This window comes from Blastococcus aurantiacus (assembly GCF_900102425.1).
GTDB lineage: Bacteria > Actinomycetota > Actinomycetes > Mycobacteriales > Geodermatophilaceae > Blastococcus > Blastococcus aurantiacus.
The window spans coordinates 247,170-262,546 of the sequence record NZ_FNBT01000003.1; the positions used below are offsets into that span (position 1 = coordinate 247,170).

Consider the following 15,377-nt stretch of genomic DNA (forward strand, 5'->3'; position numbering starts at 1 on the left):
CTCACCCGGCGAGGACGTCGGGCGCGGGCGGCAGCAACCCCGGCCGCGGCCACAGCCGGGCCACCACGCGCCCCACGACGACGGCCGGACCGAACGCCCGGCTGTCGTCGGTGACGAACGGGTTGTCGCCCTGCACCCAGTGACCGCCCTCCACGGCGCGGCGCACCCGCTTCACGACGAGCAGCTCCGGCCGGGCGGAGAAGCGCGCGAGCACGACGTCGCCCGCTCCGACGGCACCGGCGTCGCGGACCCGGCGCACCAGCAACCGGTCGCCGGACGCCACGGTCGGCGACATCGAGGGGCCGGTCACCCGGGCCAGCGCCCAGGCGCTGCCCAGCGGAGGAACTCCCTGGTCACCCGCACTGTCCCCGTTGCTCACCGCGGGTAGGGTCGCAGACGAACGTCATTCCACGACAACCGGAGGCATCTCCATGCGTCTCACCCGCCTGTTCTCCGCCGTGGAGGCCACCGCGCACTGCGACCTCCCCTGCGGCGTGTACGACCCCGCCCAGGCCCGCATCGAGGCCGAGTCCGTCAAGGCCATCCAGGAGAAGTACCAGGCCAGCGACGACGAGGTCTTCAAGATGCGCTGCGTGCTCATCAAGGAGCAGCGCGCCGACCTGGTCAAGCACCACCTGTGGGTGCTGTGGACCGACTACTTCAAGCCCCCGCACTTCGAGAAGTACCCGGAGCTGCACGAGCTGATCAACAAGGCCACCAAGCAGGCCGGCGCCGCCGGCGGCAAGGGCAGCATGGACCCCGCCGAGGGCCAGAAGCTGCTCGACTACATCGCCGAGATCGACAAGATCTTCTGGGAGACCAAGGCCGCCTGAGGCCGGCCTCCGTCATCCGGTTGCGTACGAGGTAAACTCGTAGGCGACGAGGCAGCTGCCGGGCCCGACCCCTCTGGGGTGGCCCGGCAGTCGTCTGTCGCGCTCCCTCGCCGCAGTCGCGCGTGCGCCTAGGGTCTGCCCATGCGCGGCTCGGAGGATCACGTGATCGACGTCGGCGCGCTGCTCCAAAAGGTGGAGGACGCAGCCCCCATCGAGGCCGTCGAGGTCATCGCCGCGGAGCTCGGCGCGATGGTCGGCGCCCGGCTGGTCACTTTTCTGATCGCCGACTTCAGCGGCCGCTCGGTCGTCCGGCTCACCTCCTCCGAGCCCGTCTCCGGCGCCCGCCGGCACGGTGCCGACCAGGCCGAGACGCTGCCCCTCGCCGACACGCCCTACGAGCAAGTACTGCGCACCCAGCGCCCCGACGTCGAAAGCGCCGATGGGGGCGCCCGGGTCATCGTCCCGGTCACCGACCGCGGCGACGCCATCGGTCTCCTGGAGCTGACGCTCCCCCGGCGTCCCAGCGCCGCGGAGGTCGACGAGATCGGCAGCGCAGCGCACGCCCTGGCCTACGTGGTCATCGCCGCGCGGCGGCACACCGACGTCTTCGAGTGGGGGCAGCGCTCGCTGCCCTTCTCCCTCGCCGCGGAGATCCAGCGCCGCCTGCTGCCGGCCTCCTACAACTGCGAGGCAGGCCAGTTCACCCTCGCCGGCTGGCTCGAGCCCGCCGGCTCGGTCGGCGGGGACACCTTCGACTACTCCCTCGACCGCAACCGCCTGCAGATCTCGATCACGGATGCCGTGGGTCACCAGGTGGAGGCCGCGCTGCTGGCCACGCTCCTGGTCGGTAGTCTCCGCAACAGCCGCCGCCGGGGACTGGACCTTGCGGAGCAGGCCGCGGAGGCCAACGACGCGCTGGCCGAGAACTCCGAGCCCGGCCAGTTCGTCACCGGGCAGCTGCTCACCGTCGACCTCACCACCGGGCTCGCCCAGGTCATCAACGCCGGTCACACCCTGCCGCTGCGCCTGCGCGACGGGCGGGTGGAGGAGGTGGGACTGCGCGTCGAGCCGCCGTTCGGCGTCCTCCCGGGCAAGACGTTCGAGGTGCAGTCGTTCCCGCTCGAGCCCGGGGACCGGATCGTGTTCCTGACCGACGGCATGCTCGAGCGCAACGCCGCGACTCTCGACGTCGCCGCGGCGCTCGCCGACAGCGCCGCCCTGCACCCGCGCGAGGTGGTCCACGAGCTGGGCGCCGCGGTCCTCCGCGCCACGGACAACGACCTGAAGGACGATGCCACGATGGTCTGCCTTGACTGGTACGGCGGCCCGCAGCGGGAACGCAGCACCCAGTACGGCGCCGACCCGGAGCGCGCCTCGGGCGTGGGCACCTCCGCGCGCCCGGACTGACCCGGCACCCGGCCGGTACGGTTCAGCCACGATGCGCATCGATCGGGCCGGGTGGCCTTTCCTCACCGGACCCCTGCTCCCCGCCGCCGTCCTGGCCGGCGCCGGCCGGGCCACCGGGCGTCACGGCCTCGGCCGGGCGGCCTGGCCCTTCCTGGCGCTCTCGGCCTACATGGCGCTCTTCTTCCGCGACCCGGACCGGCGCTGCGACCGGACCCCGGCGGGGCCGGACGAGGTGCTCTCCCCCGCTGACGGCGTCGTGATGGTCGCCGGGGAGCCGCAGGAGGGCGTCGCGCCCGACGGCGACTGGCAGCAGGTGAGCGTGTTCCTGTCCGTCGTCGACGTGCACGTCAACCGGTCGCCCTACCGCGGCGAGGTCGTCGAGAGCTCCTACCGCAAGGGCAGCTTCCTGGCCGCCTACCGCCGCGAGTCCGCCCACCGCAACGAGCGCAGCGAGCTGTGGCTCAGGGACTCCGAGGGCCCCGCCACCCGCACCGTCGTCTTCCGGCAGATCGTCGGCGTGCTGGCCCGCCGCATCGTGACCCGCACCGCCGTCGGCCGGCACCTCGAGACCGGCGAACGGATGGGTCTGATGAAGTTCGGCTCGCGGATGGACGTCTTCGTGCCGCCCGCGTGCGAGCTCACCGTGACGAAGGGACAGCGCGTGCGGGGCGGCGAGACCGTCATCGCCCGCTGGCCCGCGACCCGCTGAGGTCCGCGGTGCCGACCCGGCGCACGGCCACCGTCGAGTTCGTCCGCGGGTCCGTCCGCGGCTCCCGACGACGCGCCCTGGCGACCCTGCCCAGCCTCTTCACCCTCGCCAACATGGGATGCGGCTTCGGCGCGATCCTGGTGTCCATCCGCGGCGAGCACGAGCTGGCGGCGGTCCTCATCGGGCTGTCGGTGCTCTTCGACATCGTCGACGGCGCGGTGGCCCGCAAGGTCGGCGCCGTCACCCCCTTCGGGCTCCAGTTCGACTCGCTAGCCGACCTCGTGTCCTTCGGGCTCGCCCCCTCGCTCATCGCCTTCACGCTGTTCTCCGAGGGCCGGGAGAAGTGGGACGTGCTGGCCTGGGTCGTCTGCTTCCTCTGGGTCGCGTGCGCCGCCATCCGGCTCGCCCGCTTCAACGTCACCATCGACCCGACCGCCGACAAGCGGTACTTCACCGGCCTGCCCAGCCCCGGCGCGGCCGCCGTGGTGCTGGCCTCGGTGTTCGCCTTCGACGACCAGATGCAGGGCCGGGACCGGCTGTGGGTGCTGCTGGTCATGGCGGTTCCGGCGCTGCTGATGGTGAGCAACGTCCGCTACCGCTCGTTCCGCTCGCTGGTCAGCCCGCGCAGCGGCAAGCCCTACGGCCCGGTGGCGGTGGCCGCGGTGCTCGTCGTCGCCCTCGCGGTGGCGCCGGTCGTCACCGCGATCGTGCTGGCCTACGGCTACCTGTTCGCACCGGTCCTCGTGCCGGTACTGACCCCGCTGGCCCGGTTCGTGCCGGCCTCGGTGAAGGAGGCGCTCTCGTGACCGAGCTCGCGAGGCCACGCGAGGACAGTGCAGCGGCGCGCACGGGAACGACGAGCGCCGGCGAGGAGGGCACGTGAGCGTGCGGCCGATCCGCCCCGACGACATCCCGGCCGTCGTGGGGCTGGTGCGCGAGCTGGCCGACTACGAGCGGGCCCTGTCCGAGGTGCACCTCACCGAGGAGCAGCTGCGCGCGTCCCTGTTCGGCGACTCCCCCGCCCTGTTCGGCCACGTCGCCCGGGACGACGACGGGACGGTCGTCGGCGTCGCCCTGTGGTTCCTGAACTTCTCCACCTGGCGGGGTACCCACGGCATCTACCTCGAGGACCTCTACGTCCAGCCGGGGCACCGGGGACGCGGTCTGGGGCGGGAGCTGCTGCGCACGCTGGCCGCAGTCTGCGTGGAGCGGGGCTACTCGCGCCTGGAGTGGTCGGTGCTCGACTGGAACACCCCGTCGATCGACTTCTACCGGGCCGCCGGCGCCGTCCCCATGGACGAGTGGACCGTCTTCCGGCTCACCGACGAGGCGCTGACCGGCTTCGCCGGGCACTAGCGTGGCGCCCGTGACCACCGAGCGCCTTCCCGCGGAGTGCTGGCTGACCGACATGGACGGCGTCCTCGTCCACGAGGAGAAGGCGCTGCCGGGGGCAGCCGAGTTCCTCGAACGGCTGGTCGACCGCGGCCGCCGCTTCCTCGTCCTCACCAACAACTCGATCTTCACCCCCCGCGACCTCGCCGCCCGCCTGGCGCGCACCGGGCTGCACGTGCCGGAGGAGTCCCTCTGGACCTCCGCGCTGGCCACCGCGGATTTCCTGCACACCCAGCTGCCGGGTGGCTCCGCCTACGTGATCGGCGAGGCGGGCCTGACCACCGCGCTGCACGAGGTCGGGTACGTCATGACCGACACCGACCCGGACTACGTCGTGCTCGGCGAGACGCGCACCTACTCCTTCGAGGCGATCACCCGAGCCATCCGTCTCGTGGGCCGCGGTGCCCGCTTCATCGCCACCAACCCGGACGTGACCGGCCCCTCGCCGGAGGGCCCGCTGCCGGCCACCGGATCGGTCGCGGCGATGATCACCCGCGCGACCGGCGCCGAGCCCTACTTCGTGGGCAAGCCCAACCCGATGATGTTCCGCAGCGCGATGAACCGGATCGAGGCGCACTCGGAGTCCACGATCATGATCGGCGACCGCATGGACACCGACGTCGTCGCCGGCATCGAGGCCGGGCTGGACACGATCCTCGTGCTCTCGGGCTCCACCGCGGCGTCCGACGTCGCCCGTTTCCCCTTCCGCCCCGGCCGGATCCTCGACTCGATCGCCGACGTCATCGACCTCGTCTGACGGCCCGGCGTCACCGATCGAGGTAGGCCAGCCGGGCCTCGGGCGTCATGAGCAGGTAGACGGCGGCTGCGGCCAGGGCCAGGGCGGGCACCCCGATCTCCGGACGGCCGGCCTGGAAGGCGACGAGCCCCGAGGCGGCGAACAGGATCTGCAGCGCGATCACCGGCCCCCTGGCCCAGCCCGCGAGACGGCGCAGCCCCGCCGCCGCCGCGCCCAGCAGCGCCGCCACCAGACCCACCAGGACAACCTCCGCCAGCGCCCGCGGCACGCTCTCCGGATCGCCGGTGAGGGTCAGCCACAGCAGCAGGACGGCGAGGACGACGAAGACCGCTGCCTCCCCGGCGACGACGACGGCGGCCTGCCGGACCGACCGCGGCGCCTCGGGACGCGGCTGCTGCGGCCGGGCCTCCGGTGCCGGGGTGACCGCGCCGAAGAGGCGATCGGCCAGCCGGCGAGGCTGCGGCGTCTGCTCGGGCACGACGGCGAGATTACGCGGCGCCCTGCCCGAGGCTGCGTCGTCGCCGGCTGCACCTCCCACGACCCGCGCGGGCGCGCCGTTAGCCTGGAGTTCATGCGTGCGCTCGTGGTGGTCAACCCGGCGGCGACCAGCACCACGGCCAAGATGCGCGACGTGCTCGTCGGCGCGCTGGCCAGCGAGCTCAAGGTCGACGTCGCCGAGACCGAGCACCGCGGCCACGGCCGGGAGCTCGGCGCCCGTGCCGCTGCTGACGGCCTGGACCTCGTGGTCACCCTCGGCGGGGACGGCACCGTCAACGAGGTGGTCAACGGGCTGCTCGAGCGCGGCCCCGGCCCGCACCTCCCCACGCTGGCCGTGGTGCCGGGCGGCTCGACCAACGTCTTCTCCCGTGCGCTGGGGCGCTCCCGCGATCCGGTCGAGGCCACCGCCGAGATCCTGGGGTCCATCCGGGCGGGGCGGACCAGGACGGTGTCGCTGGGCACGGCCAGCGCCACGGGCACCAGCACCGCGCCGCTGACCGAACGCGACCCGGCCGCCGCCGCCCGCAACGCCGCCGCCGACGCGGCCGCCTCGGAGCCGGAGTGGACCCCGCCCCGCTGGTTCGTGTTCGCCGCCGGGCTCGGCTTCGACGCCGAGGTCATCGCGCGGGTCGAGGCGCAGCGGGCCCGCGGGCGGCGGTCCACCGGGGCCCTGTACGTGCGGGAGGCCACCAGCGCCTTCCTCACCGGCCGCGAGCGGCGCCGTCCGGCGATGACGCTGCACGTCCCCGGGGAGCCCGACGTCCGGGACCTGTTCCTCTGCCTGGTGTCGAACGTCAGCCCGTGGACCTACCTGGGGGCCCGGCCGGTCAACCCGTCGCCCGAGGCGTCCTTCGACGCCGCCCTCGACGTCTTCGCCCTGGGCCGCACCCACCCGGTCGGCATGCTGCGGACGCTGCGCCAGGCGCTGTCGGCGTCGCCCCGGTTCCGGGGCCGCGGTCTGCACCGCCGGCACGACCTGGAGGAGCTGTCGCTCAGCGCCGTCCGCCCGCAGGGCTGGCAGGTGGACGGCGACCACCTGGGCACCGCGACGGGCCTGCGGCTGCGCTCGGTCCCGCACGCCCTGCGCGTCGTCTCCTGAGCTCCCTCAGCCAGGTATCGGCGGCTCGCGCAAGGGGGCTCGCCCTGCCGAGTGGCGGGCCTATCACGGGCGTGGTGAGCTTGCTCACGCGGGGGTCGGCGCCGGGCTGGTTTCGCTTGACAGGCGACGGTCTCGTGAAAGCATCGCATCCAGAACGCAACCTGCCGGTAACAAGGCAGGCAGTCGCTGCCGTCAAGGCGCTGGTACCTCCGGTGTCGGTCCGGCCGCGTCGGTCCGGCCCCTGGCCGGACCGGGTTCAGCGACTGATGTAGCACCCATTGACGACACCGAGGAGAACACAGCCATGGACTGGCGCCACCGCGCGCTCTGCCGGGACGAAGACCCCGAGCTGTTCTTCCCGATCGGGACGGCCGGCCCTGCAGTCGTCCAGATCGAGCAGGCCAAGGCCGTGTGCCAGCGCTGCCCCGTCGTGCAGTCGTGCCTGGACTGGGCCCTGAGCTCCGGCCAGGACTCCGGTGTGTGGGGCGGCCTGTCCGAGGACGAGCGACGGGCCCTCAAGCGCCGTCAGGCCCGTACCCGGGTCCGCACCGCCTGACCTGGAGCACCACGGGCCGCTGGACGGCTCGGCGATCGCCACGAGGCCGGTCCGGGATCCTCCCGGACCGGCCTCGGCGTTCGTCCACCTGCTTCCGCTAACGGCGCGGCAGACCCGCGCCGGGGAGCGTGAGCACGACCTCGGTCCCCCGTTCCCCCGGCGGCACCCCCATCGCCAGGCTGCCGCCCAGCTCGCTCACCACGAGCGTCCGCACGATCTGCAGGCCCAGCCCCTGGCCGGCCGCCGGATCGAACTCCTCGGGCAGTCCACGTCCGTCGTCGCGCACCCGCACCACGAGGTCGTCACCGGTCCGCTCGGCGACCAGCTCGATGACCCCGGGCTCGCCCTCGGGGAAGGCGTGCTCCGCCGCGTTGTGCAGCAGCTCCGTCACGGCGAGGACGAGTGGCGTCGCGGTGGCCGCGGGCAGCTCCCCGAACGAGCCGGTGCGCCGCGTGCGCGCGGCCGGCCCGATAGAGGTGAGGTCGCCCAGCATGGGCATCACCTGGTCGAGCACCTGGTCGACGTCGACGACGTCCTCCCGGCTGCCCGCCAGCGTCTCGTGCACCACGGCGATCGAGGCGACGCGGCGCACCGACTCCTCCAGCGCCGCCCGCGCGGCCGGCTCGGTCATGCGCCGTGCCTGCAGCCGCAGCAGCGCGGCGACGGTCTGCAGGTTGTTCTTCACCCGGTGGTGGATCTCGCGGATCGTCGCGTCCTTGCTCAGCAACGCCCGGTCGCGGCGGCGGACGTCGGTCACGTCGCGGACCAGCACCAGCGCTCCCGCCTCGGCGCCGGGCGGCTGGAGCGGCAGGGCGCGCACGAGCATCGTCGCGGCGGCCGCCTCGACGTCCATGGGGTCGGGGAAGCGCCCGGCCACGGCGGCGGTGATGCCGGCGGCCACCTCCTCCCCGGCGACCCGCTCCCGGGCCGCTGCCCGGGTCACCTCGGCCAGGTCCCGGCCGACGACGTCACCGGCGACGCCGATGCGGCGGTAGGCCGACAGCGCGTTCGGGCTGGCGTAGACGGCCCTGCCCCGTCCGTCCAGCCGCAGCAGCCCGTCGCCCACCCGCGGGCTCATCTCGGCGTCCTGGAGCTTCTCCGGCGGGAAGGTCCCCGCCGACACCATGAGGCAGAGATCCGCGGCGATGTCCAGGTAGGTCAGCTCCAGGGTGGAGGGAGCGCGGGTCACGGCCAGGTTGGTGTCGCGGGCCAGCACCGCGACCACGACGCCGTCGTGACGGACCGGGATCACCTCGAGCCGGCGGGGTGCGGGTCCGGACCAGTCCGGCGCCCCCTCGGTCACCGGCCGGCCCTCTCGGTAGGCGATCCGGAAGGGATGGGCGTCCTCCCCCGCGACCTCGACGCCGACCATGTCCTCGGGGCGGCTGGTCGGTGCGGTGAGCGGCCGCACCTGGGCGACGCACCACCACGACCCTTCGGCCAGCGGCACCCACAGGGTCAGGTCGGCGAAGGAGAGGTCGGCCAGCAGCTGCCAGTCGGCGACCAGGCGGCGGCAGTGGTCGATCTGCGCGGGGCTGGAGGCCGATCCACGGGTCAGGCGCTCGGAGAGGCTGTTCATGGTGCGACCGAGCCTATGGCCCCGTCCCGAGGATCGGCCCGAGCCTGCGAGGGTGGAGGGTGACGGGGTCCTTCTAGGCTCGTCGCGTGGTCGACGTCCCTGCCCTGCCCGCTGTCCGCATCGAGCACGCCACGGCCGAGGACCACGCCGCCATCGCCGAGCTGACCGTGTCGGTCTACGTGGGCGGCGGGCTGGCCGGCCCCGACTACGGCGTCGAGCTGGCCGACGTGGCGCGCAGGGCAGAGCTGGCCGAGCTGCTCGTCGTCCGCGACGAGGCCGACCGGCTGATCGGCAGCGTGGCACTGGTCCTCGACGGCGACTTCGGGGAGGTCACCGAGTCCGAGGACGAGGCCGCGGTGCGCATGCTGGTCGTCGACCCGTCGGCGCAGGGGCGGGGCATCGGGGCGCTCCTGATGACCGAGTGCCTGCGGCGTGCGCGGGCGGCCGGCAAGCGGCGCATGGTGCTGTCCACGAGCACGGCGATGACCGCGGCGCACCGGCTGTACGAGCGGCTCGGCTTCACCCGGCTCCCCGAGCGCGACTGGTCACCCGTCCCCGGCGTCGACCTGCTGGTCTACGCCCTGGACCTCTGACCGGGCTTCACCGGCGCAGCCAGGGGAAGCCGAGGCCGTACCCCTGCCCGAACCCGTCGCGGTCGCTGCGGACGACGGTCGAGCAGTTCGAGTCGAGGACGGTGACCGCGCGGCGGGTGCCGGTCCGGTCCTCGACGACGGCGGTGTGGGTGGGGTCGGGGCTCTCCTGGCAGTCGACCATGCCGCCGTAGATCGCGTGCAGCCCGATCCGGACGCGCTCGGCTTCCTGGGCGGTGAGCTCCCGGATCCCTGGCTCCTCGGCCCCCCACGGCCAGGTGCAGACGATCCCGCGCACCGCCGTCAGCGGCAGGACCATCGGACTGCGCACGCCCAGGACGTAGCCGGTGGTCAGCGAGGCCGACGCGCCGTCGACGGACACGCTGTCGGGGTCGCCCGGGTCCTCCGGGCAGACGAGCGGTTCGTCGCTCGGGGAGTTCTCGAACGCGTCGGCGTACTGGCGCCCGAATGCCGTCATCAGCACGCCGTACACGCCGAGCTCGTCGGGCCCGCCGACCCCCGTGCCGTTCGAGAGCTTCCCGGTGCACGGGGGATCGGTGCGCCCGACGATCGTCGCGACGCGGCCGTCGGCGTAGCCGATCTGGACCTCGTAGCTGCGGCCCCCCGACAACTCACTGCACGGCCACCCCGCTCGAAGCTCCTCGCCGTCCCGCTCCTCGAGGTGGGCGAGCAGGTCCAGGTGCGTGGTCAGCGCCTCGGACGGCACCTCGGCCGGTTCGGTGTACCTCTCGGGTCCTGGACAGAACCTCGCCCACACCGGCGTCCCCTCGACGCTGTTCCGCGTCGCCTCCGAGGTGTCGATGCACTCCTCGGGCGCCGCTCCGGGTGAGCCCTCGGCGGCTGCGCAGGCCGTCGTCGACATGCCCGCCAGGCACGCCAGCAGGGCGACGGCGCGCCGCACCCGCCCGTGCCCGTGCGCGATCCGCACCTGCTCGACCGTCACGTTCCGCTCCCGTCAGCCGTCTCCACCCGGTAGGACGCATCGAGCACGGGCCGGCGCTGCACGCCGACGAAAGATCAGCCGGTGGCGACGGTCGCGATGAGGTCGCCCTCCTGGAGGACCTCGCCCTCGACGACGTGCATCGCCTGCACGGTCCCGGAGAGCTCGGTGAGGACGGGGATCTCCATCTTCATCGACTCGAGGATGACCAGCGTGTCACCGGCCGCGACCTGGGCCCCGGGGCTCACCAGGACCTTCCACACGCTGGAGACCATCTCGGCGTGGATCTCCTCGACCGCCACCGGACCTCCTCGCACGTGGGCGGCCCACCGTTGCGGTGGGCCCGACGACATCCTGGCACGGCCGACCGGCTCAGGCCCCCGGCACGACCTGGCCGGCGGCGAGCCGCTGCAGGACGCCGCAGACCTCCTGGCCGTCGTGCGGCACGCCGACCTCCGGGAGCCCCGACAGCGCCTCGCTCGCGGCGCGCGCAGCCGACGCCGTGTCCGGGGCTCCGGCGCTGACCGTGGCCAGCAGCGCGTCGTACCAGCCGTCCAGCCGGTCGCCGGGCTCGTACCCGCCGACGGCGACCAGGTCGACGTCCGGCTGTGGCTTCGGGTCGGGACGCCCGGTCCCGGGCAGCCGCCCGGTGATCCGCCCCGCCTCACCCGGCGGCAGGGTGGCGCGCAGCTGCACGGCCACCGCAGGCCGCCAGGGCGCCGAGGAAGGCGCCGGGACGTCGCCGCGGGGAGGCGCTGCGCTCCGCAGGGCCAGCTCGACGGCGTCGACGCCGTGAGCCCGCTCGAGAACGGCGATGTCCAGCGAGAACCCGGCGGCCACCTCGGCCAGCTCGCCGTCGGGTGCGATGCCGACCGTGACCAGACCCCGCCAGCCGACCTCGGCGAGGCGGTGAGCGGCCGCGGGCAGTGGCGCGTCCGCGTCCGGGGTCCACGAGACCCGCGCGATGCCGGCAGCGCGGTCGCGCAGGACGGGGGTGGGGAACTGCAGGCCCTCTCCGGTCACCCAGGCCAGCAGCCCGCGCTCGCTGGCCGGCTCCACGCCGTCGCCGCCGAGCCGCTCCAGCACGTCCGGGTCGGGGCCGACCCACAGCAGGCCGGCATCGCGGACCGCTGCGGCCAGCTTCGCGTTGCCGGCCAGGGCCGGGGGCACCGGCAGCACGGCGGAGACGCCGCTGCGGCGCGCGGCCTCGACGATGCGGTCGACGGCGAGGTAGGACTCGGCGGCCGGGGCCGGGCCGAGCAGGACGGCCTCGTCGGCCATGCGCACGTGCCGCGCCGAGCGCTCGGCCTCGGAGTGCACGGCCACCGACTTCACGTCCAGCCGCGCGCACGAGGCGATGACGCCGCACGCAGCGGGCCCGCGCCCCGCCACGAGCACGCTCTCGATCCCCACCTGTGCCACGGCTCCTCCTGCGTTCCCCCGCCCGGCGCATGCCCGCCGCTGCCCCGTGAGAGGCTGGCAGCTGTCAGCTTGGCGGGTCAGGCGTCGCCGCGCACGATACGTGCGCCGTCGTCCGGGTCCGCGAACCACCGGGTCACGGCGGCCCACCGGCAGAGAGAGGAGGGCAGCGATGTCCAAGCGTGGACGCAAGCGTCGCGCTCGCAAGAAGAGCGGCGCCAACCACGGCAAGCGCCCCAACGCCTGAGCCTCGGCTCCAGTGCGCACGAAGGCCCCGTCCCCGCTGCTGCGGGAACGGGGCCTTCGCCGTCCGGGCTAGTCGCCCGAGCGCTCGACCGTGATCCGCTCGACAGTGACCTGCGTGCCGTCCTCCTCGAAGGAGACGCTGGTCAGCTGCATCTTGATCCGCTCGCGCAGGGAGGGCGGCGGCACGTCCCCGCCGCACCGGCGCCGGACCAGGGCCTTGAACTCCTGCTCGATGCCGAACTCGCGCAGGCACGAGGAGCAGTCCTCGAGGTGCTCGGCGATCACGCCCCGGCGGGCGTCGCTCGTCTCGTGGTCGAGGAACTCGAACACGTGGGTCAGGACGTCGTCGCAGGAGTTGATCTCGATCGGCTCGTCAACCTGAGGGGCGTCGTCGGCCATCAGGAGCTCGCCTCCTCACCGGCTCCGGCGCGGACGAAACCGCGCTCGCGGGCGTAGTCGGCCAGCAGCTTCTGGAGTCCGCGGCGTCCGCGGTGCAGCCGGGACATCACCGTGCCGATGGGGGTCCCCATGATCTCGGCGATCTCCTTGTAGGCGAAGCCCTCGACGTCGGCCAGGTAGACGGCCAGCCGGAAGTCCTCGGGCAGCTGCTGCAGGGCCTCCTTGATGTCGGAGTCCGGCAGGTGGTCCAGCGCCTCGATCTCGGCGGAGCGCAGGCCGCTGGAGCTGTGCTCCTCCGCGGCGTAGAGCTGCCAGTCCTGGATCTCCTCGGTGGGGTACTGCTGCGGCTGCCGCTGCTTCTTGCGGTAGCTGTTGATGTAGGTGTTGGTCAGGATCCGGTACAGCCACGCCTTGAGGTTCGTGCCCTCGGCGAACTGGTGGAAGGCCGAGTAGGCCTTCACGAACGTCTCCTGGACCAGGTCCTCGGCATCGGCCGGGTTGCGGGTCATCCGCAGCGCCGCCGGGTACAGCTGGTCGAGGAAGGGCAGGGCGTCCCGCTCGAACCGGGCGTCCCGCTCGGCACGGGTCTCGGCGACCTCCGTGCGGCTGCCGCCCTCGCGCGCCTCGGGAACCTCGACCGGGGCTCCAGCGGGCGTCTGAACGGGGTCGTCGATCGTGGGCTCTTCGGGCACCGACCGTCCTCTCTGCGTGCCCCTGACGCGGGGCACCACATCGATCGATCCTAGTCGCGCGGCATCCGGACGGCCGGGCGGCCGCCGGGGCGCGACCCGCGGGCGGGTGCTGGAGACGGTGCTGCTCACGGCCCGTCCAACGGCGGCGCCGTCCTGCCGCATTCCCTTCGTGGTCCCGGTGTGGAGGTCGCTACAGTCGCGCGCCGTGGCGGCGACCCCGGCGGTGCGGACCCTGGAGCAGGCGAAGGTGGCCCACACGCTGCACCCCTACGACGCCGGGCACCCGGCCGAGGCCGGCTACGGCGAGGCGGCCGTGGCGGCCCTGGGCGTCGACGCCCGGCAGCTGTTCAAGACGCTGGTCACCGTGGTCGACGGCGCCCTCACCGTGGCCGTCGTCCCCGTGGCGACGACGCTGGACCTCAAGGCCCTCGCCGCGGCGGTCGGGGGACGCAAGGCCGCGATGGCCGACCCTGCCGACGCCGAGCGCGCGACCGGCTACGTGCGCGGCGGGATCAGCCCGCTCGGACAGCGGAAGTCATTGCCGACGGTCGTCGACTCCACGGCCTCGGACTTCCCGACCGTGCTGGTGAGCGCCGGGCGACGCGGCCTCCAGGTGGAGCTGTCGCCTGCCGACCTCGTCCGGCTGACCCGCGCCCGCACCGCCCCGATCGGCCGCTGAGCAGCCCGATCAGGGTCGGCCGTACGGGGTGAGCAGCTGATCGACCGGGGCGTGGTCGTCGGTCAGGACCTCGGCGTCGCCCACGAAGGCGTCCAGGTCGGGGCCCTCGGCCACCCGCCAGGCGAGGTCCTTGCCGGTCATGGCGGCGGCGATCGCGTCGGTGTCCAGCGGCTGCCGCGAGGCGACCGCGATGACGTTGCCGCCGTCCTCTCCGGTGAGCACCGGCACCCGGGCGAGCAGGACCACGTGGTCGAACACGTCGCGCAGCGTGGCGAGCTCCGCCCGCACGAACTCCAGGGGCGGGTTGTCGATGAGGTTCACCGCGTAGACGCCGTCGTCGGCCAGCGCCCGGTCCACCAGCCGGAGAGCCTCGCGGGTGGTCAGCTGCCACGGCACCGAGAGGCCGCCGAAGGCATCGCCGACCACGAGGTCCCGCTCCCCCGCCGGTTCCTCCGCCAGCCCCACGCGACCGTCGGCCACGTCGACGCGCAGGACGCCGGAGGTTTCGAGTCCCAGCTGTTCGCGGTCGATGTCCACCACCCCGGGATCGACCTCGACCACCCGGCTCACCGTCCCCGGGCGCACCTCGGCCAGGTAGCGGGGCAGCGTCAGGCCACCGCCGCCGACGTGGAGGGCGGAGATCGGCTCGTCGGCGGGGAAGGCGGCGTCCGCGACCGAGGCGATCGCCCGCACGTACTCGAACTCGAGGTGCGTGGGGTCGTCCAGGTCGACGTAGGAGTGCCGGAGGGTGTCCAGCATCAGCACCCGCCCGGACTCCCGCTCGGGGTCGGCCGCGACCCGGGCGCAGTGGTAGGCGGTCTCCTCCTCGCACGGCGTGGGGGCGACGGCGGCGAGCAGCGACCCGGCCACCGCGAGCAGCAGCAGCGCGACCGGCACCCGCCGGCGGCCACCGGACCCGCGCTGCAGCACCACCCCGAGGGCGAGCCCGGCGAGAACCGTGACCGCTCCGGTGCCGACCAGGATCACGCTGCTGGGCAGGACCGCGATCAGCAGGAACCCGGTGACGAAGGTTGCCGCGATCGCGCCGAGCGTGCCGATGCCCGAGAGCTTTCCCACGACGGCGCCGGTCTCGGCCAGGTTCGACAGCTGCAGCTTCACCACCATCGGAGGGACGGCGGAGAGCAGCGCCGCGGGCACCACGACGGCGACCGCGGCCAGCAGCAGCACCGCACCCGCGTCCGCACCGCTCACCAGGTCACCCGTGAAGCGCACGAGCGGAAGGATGGCGATGACCAGCGCGCCCCCGGCGACCATCAGCGGGGCGATGAGCCTCCGCGGGTCGACGCGGTCGGCCACGGCGCCGCCCGTCCACGCCCCGAGCGCGATGGCGGCCAGGGCGAACCCGATGACGGCCGTGCTGGTCTGCAGGGTGACGCCGACGTAGGGCGCGATCAGCCGCAGCCCGACGATCTCCATCACCAGGACCGCGCCCGAGCTCAGGAAGGTGACGACGGCGGCCACCCAGCCGGGCAGCGGGGCGCCTGCGGTACCCGGGGTGCCCGCGTCGGCGGCCGGTTCGGACGTGGTTGCTCCGGCCACG

20 protein-coding genes are annotated in these 15,377 nt (G+C 73.8%); 11 read left to right on the top strand and 9 right to left on the bottom strand.

The genetic code is table 11. From position 1 onward, the window contains the following. Position 1 precedes the first annotated feature (1 nt). Positions 2 to 379 (bottom strand): S26 family signal peptidase, encoded by a 378-nt coding sequence (locus tag BLS70_RS07805; protein ID WP_091765476.1) that lies wholly within the window; start codon positions 377 to 379, stop codon positions 2 to 4. Positions 380 to 431: 52 nt separating this feature from the next. Here BLS70_RS07805 and sodN point away from each other — a divergent pair, with 52 nt between their 5' ends. The 6 genes from sodN (at position 432) to BLS70_RS07835 (ending at position 5,098) form a co-directional block, all read left to right on the top strand. After that, on the top strand, positions 432 to 833 hold the full coding sequence (sodN, locus tag BLS70_RS07810; RefSeq protein ID WP_091765479.1) for a superoxide dismutase, Ni: 402 nt from the start codon (positions 432 to 434) through the stop codon (positions 831 to 833). A 141-nt stretch (positions 834 to 974) separates the two neighbouring features. Continuing rightward, the gene (locus BLS70_RS07815; RefSeq protein WP_091765481.1) at positions 975 to 2,240 is read left to right on the top strand and encodes a PP2C family protein-serine/threonine phosphatase; all 1,266 of its coding nucleotides are present in this window, start codon (positions 975 to 977) and stop codon (positions 2,238 to 2,240) included. Positions 2,241 to 2,271: 31 nt separating this feature from the next. Beyond that, positions 2,272 to 2,949 (top strand): phosphatidylserine decarboxylase, encoded by a 678-nt coding sequence (locus BLS70_RS07820; RefSeq protein WP_091765484.1) that lies wholly within the window; start codon positions 2,272 to 2,274, stop codon positions 2,947 to 2,949. Between the two features lie 8 nt (positions 2,950 to 2,957). After that, positions 2,958 to 3,755, top strand: a complete 798-nt coding sequence (gene pssA / locus BLS70_RS07825) for a CDP-diacylglycerol--serine O-phosphatidyltransferase (RefSeq protein WP_143030361.1) — start codon at positions 2,958 to 2,960, stop codon at positions 3,753 to 3,755. 73 nt (positions 3,756 to 3,828) lie between these two features. Next, a complete protein-coding gene (locus BLS70_RS07830; protein ID WP_091765487.1) occupies positions 3,829 to 4,305 on the top strand; it encodes a GNAT family N-acetyltransferase in 477 nt (158 codons plus the stop codon). Positions 4,306 to 4,315: 10 nt separating this feature from the next. Then, positions 4,316 to 5,098 carry an HAD-IIA family hydrolase gene (locus BLS70_RS07835; RefSeq protein WP_255362308.1) on the top strand — a complete coding sequence of 261 codons (783 nt, stop codon included), beginning with the start codon at positions 4,316 to 4,318 and terminating at the stop codon, positions 5,096 to 5,098. Positions 5,099 to 5,108: 10 nt separating this feature from the next. On the opposite strand, the gene BLS70_RS07840 is transcribed toward BLS70_RS07835, so the two are convergent. Next, entirely contained in the window at positions 5,109 to 5,576 is a 468-nt protein-coding gene (locus BLS70_RS07840; protein ID WP_091765490.1) for a hypothetical protein, read from the bottom strand. Positions 5,577 to 5,669: 93 nt separating this feature from the next. Here BLS70_RS07840 and BLS70_RS07845 point away from each other — a divergent pair, with 93 nt between their 5' ends. Both BLS70_RS07845 and BLS70_RS07850 read left to right on the top strand, forming a co-directional pair. Beyond that, positions 5,670 to 6,695 carry a diacylglycerol/lipid kinase family protein gene (locus tag BLS70_RS07845; RefSeq protein WP_091765493.1) on the top strand — a complete coding sequence of 342 codons (1,026 nt, stop codon included), beginning with the start codon at positions 5,670 to 5,672 and terminating at the stop codon, positions 6,693 to 6,695. Positions 6,696 to 6,999: 304 nt separating this feature from the next. Continuing rightward, positions 7,000 to 7,251 carry a WhiB family transcriptional regulator gene (locus BLS70_RS07850; protein ID WP_091765497.1) on the top strand — a complete coding sequence of 84 codons (252 nt, stop codon included), beginning with the start codon at positions 7,000 to 7,002 and terminating at the stop codon, positions 7,249 to 7,251. 97 nt (positions 7,252 to 7,348) lie between these two features. Here BLS70_RS07850 and BLS70_RS07855 read toward each other — a convergent pair whose 3' ends face one another. After that, entirely contained in the window at positions 7,349 to 8,830 is a 1,482-nt protein-coding gene (locus BLS70_RS07855) for a sensor histidine kinase (RefSeq protein ID WP_091765500.1), read from the bottom strand. Positions 8,831 to 8,916: 86 nt separating this feature from the next. Here BLS70_RS07855 and BLS70_RS07860 point away from each other — a divergent pair, with 86 nt between their 5' ends. Beyond that, positions 8,917 to 9,423, top strand: a complete 507-nt coding sequence (locus tag BLS70_RS07860) for a GNAT family N-acetyltransferase (RefSeq protein ID WP_218122323.1) — start codon at positions 8,917 to 8,919, stop codon at positions 9,421 to 9,423. A gap of 7 nt (positions 9,424 to 9,430) precedes the next feature. On the opposite strand, the gene BLS70_RS07865 is transcribed toward BLS70_RS07860, so the two are convergent. The 3 genes from BLS70_RS07865 to BLS70_RS07875 form a co-directional block, all read right to left on the bottom strand. Beyond that, positions 9,431 to 10,384, bottom strand: a complete 954-nt coding sequence (locus BLS70_RS07865; RefSeq protein ID WP_091765503.1) for a hypothetical protein — start codon at positions 10,382 to 10,384, stop codon at positions 9,431 to 9,433. A 74-nt stretch (positions 10,385 to 10,458) separates the two neighbouring features. Beyond that, positions 10,459 to 10,683 (bottom strand): biotin/lipoyl-binding carrier protein, encoded by a 225-nt coding sequence (locus tag BLS70_RS07870; RefSeq protein ID WP_218122324.1) that lies wholly within the window; start codon positions 10,681 to 10,683, stop codon positions 10,459 to 10,461. 70 nt (positions 10,684 to 10,753) lie between these two features. Then, on the bottom strand, positions 10,754 to 11,803 hold the full coding sequence (locus BLS70_RS07875) for a biotin carboxylase N-terminal domain-containing protein (RefSeq protein ID WP_091765508.1): 1,050 nt from the start codon (positions 11,801 to 11,803) through the stop codon (positions 10,754 to 10,756). A 169-nt stretch (positions 11,804 to 11,972) separates the two neighbouring features. Between BLS70_RS07875 and BLS70_RS21705 the strand changes: the two genes are divergently transcribed. Then, on the top strand, positions 11,973 to 12,047 hold the full coding sequence (locus tag BLS70_RS21705; RefSeq protein ID WP_014742531.1) for a 50S ribosomal protein bL37: 75 nt from the start codon (positions 11,973 to 11,975) through the stop codon (positions 12,045 to 12,047). 68 nt (positions 12,048 to 12,115) lie between these two features. Here the strand turns inward: BLS70_RS21705 and rsrA are convergent, their stop codons facing one another. Further along, entirely contained in the window at positions 12,116 to 12,445 is a 330-nt protein-coding gene (gene rsrA / locus BLS70_RS07880; protein ID WP_091765511.1) for a mycothiol system anti-sigma-R factor, read from the bottom strand. Then, positions 12,445 to 13,137 (bottom strand): sigma-70 family RNA polymerase sigma factor, encoded by a 693-nt coding sequence (locus BLS70_RS07885; RefSeq protein WP_091765514.1) that lies wholly within the window; start codon positions 13,135 to 13,137, stop codon positions 12,445 to 12,447. Before BLS70_RS07885 ends, rsrA begins: the two co-directional genes overlap by 1 nt. A 205-nt stretch (positions 13,138 to 13,342) precedes the next feature. Here BLS70_RS07885 and ybaK point away from each other — a divergent pair, with 205 nt between their 5' ends. Further along, positions 13,343 to 13,816, top strand: coding sequence for a Cys-tRNA(Pro) deacylase (ybaK, locus tag BLS70_RS07890; RefSeq protein WP_091765517.1), 474 nt, complete (start codon positions 13,343 to 13,345; stop codon positions 13,814 to 13,816). Between the two features lie 9 nt (positions 13,817 to 13,825). On the opposite strand, the gene BLS70_RS07895 is transcribed toward ybaK, so the two are convergent. Next, entirely contained in the window at positions 13,826 to 15,376 is a 1,551-nt protein-coding gene (locus tag BLS70_RS07895) for a fused MFS/spermidine synthase (protein WP_255362309.1), read from the bottom strand. Between the last annotated feature and the right edge of the window lies 1 nt (position 15,377).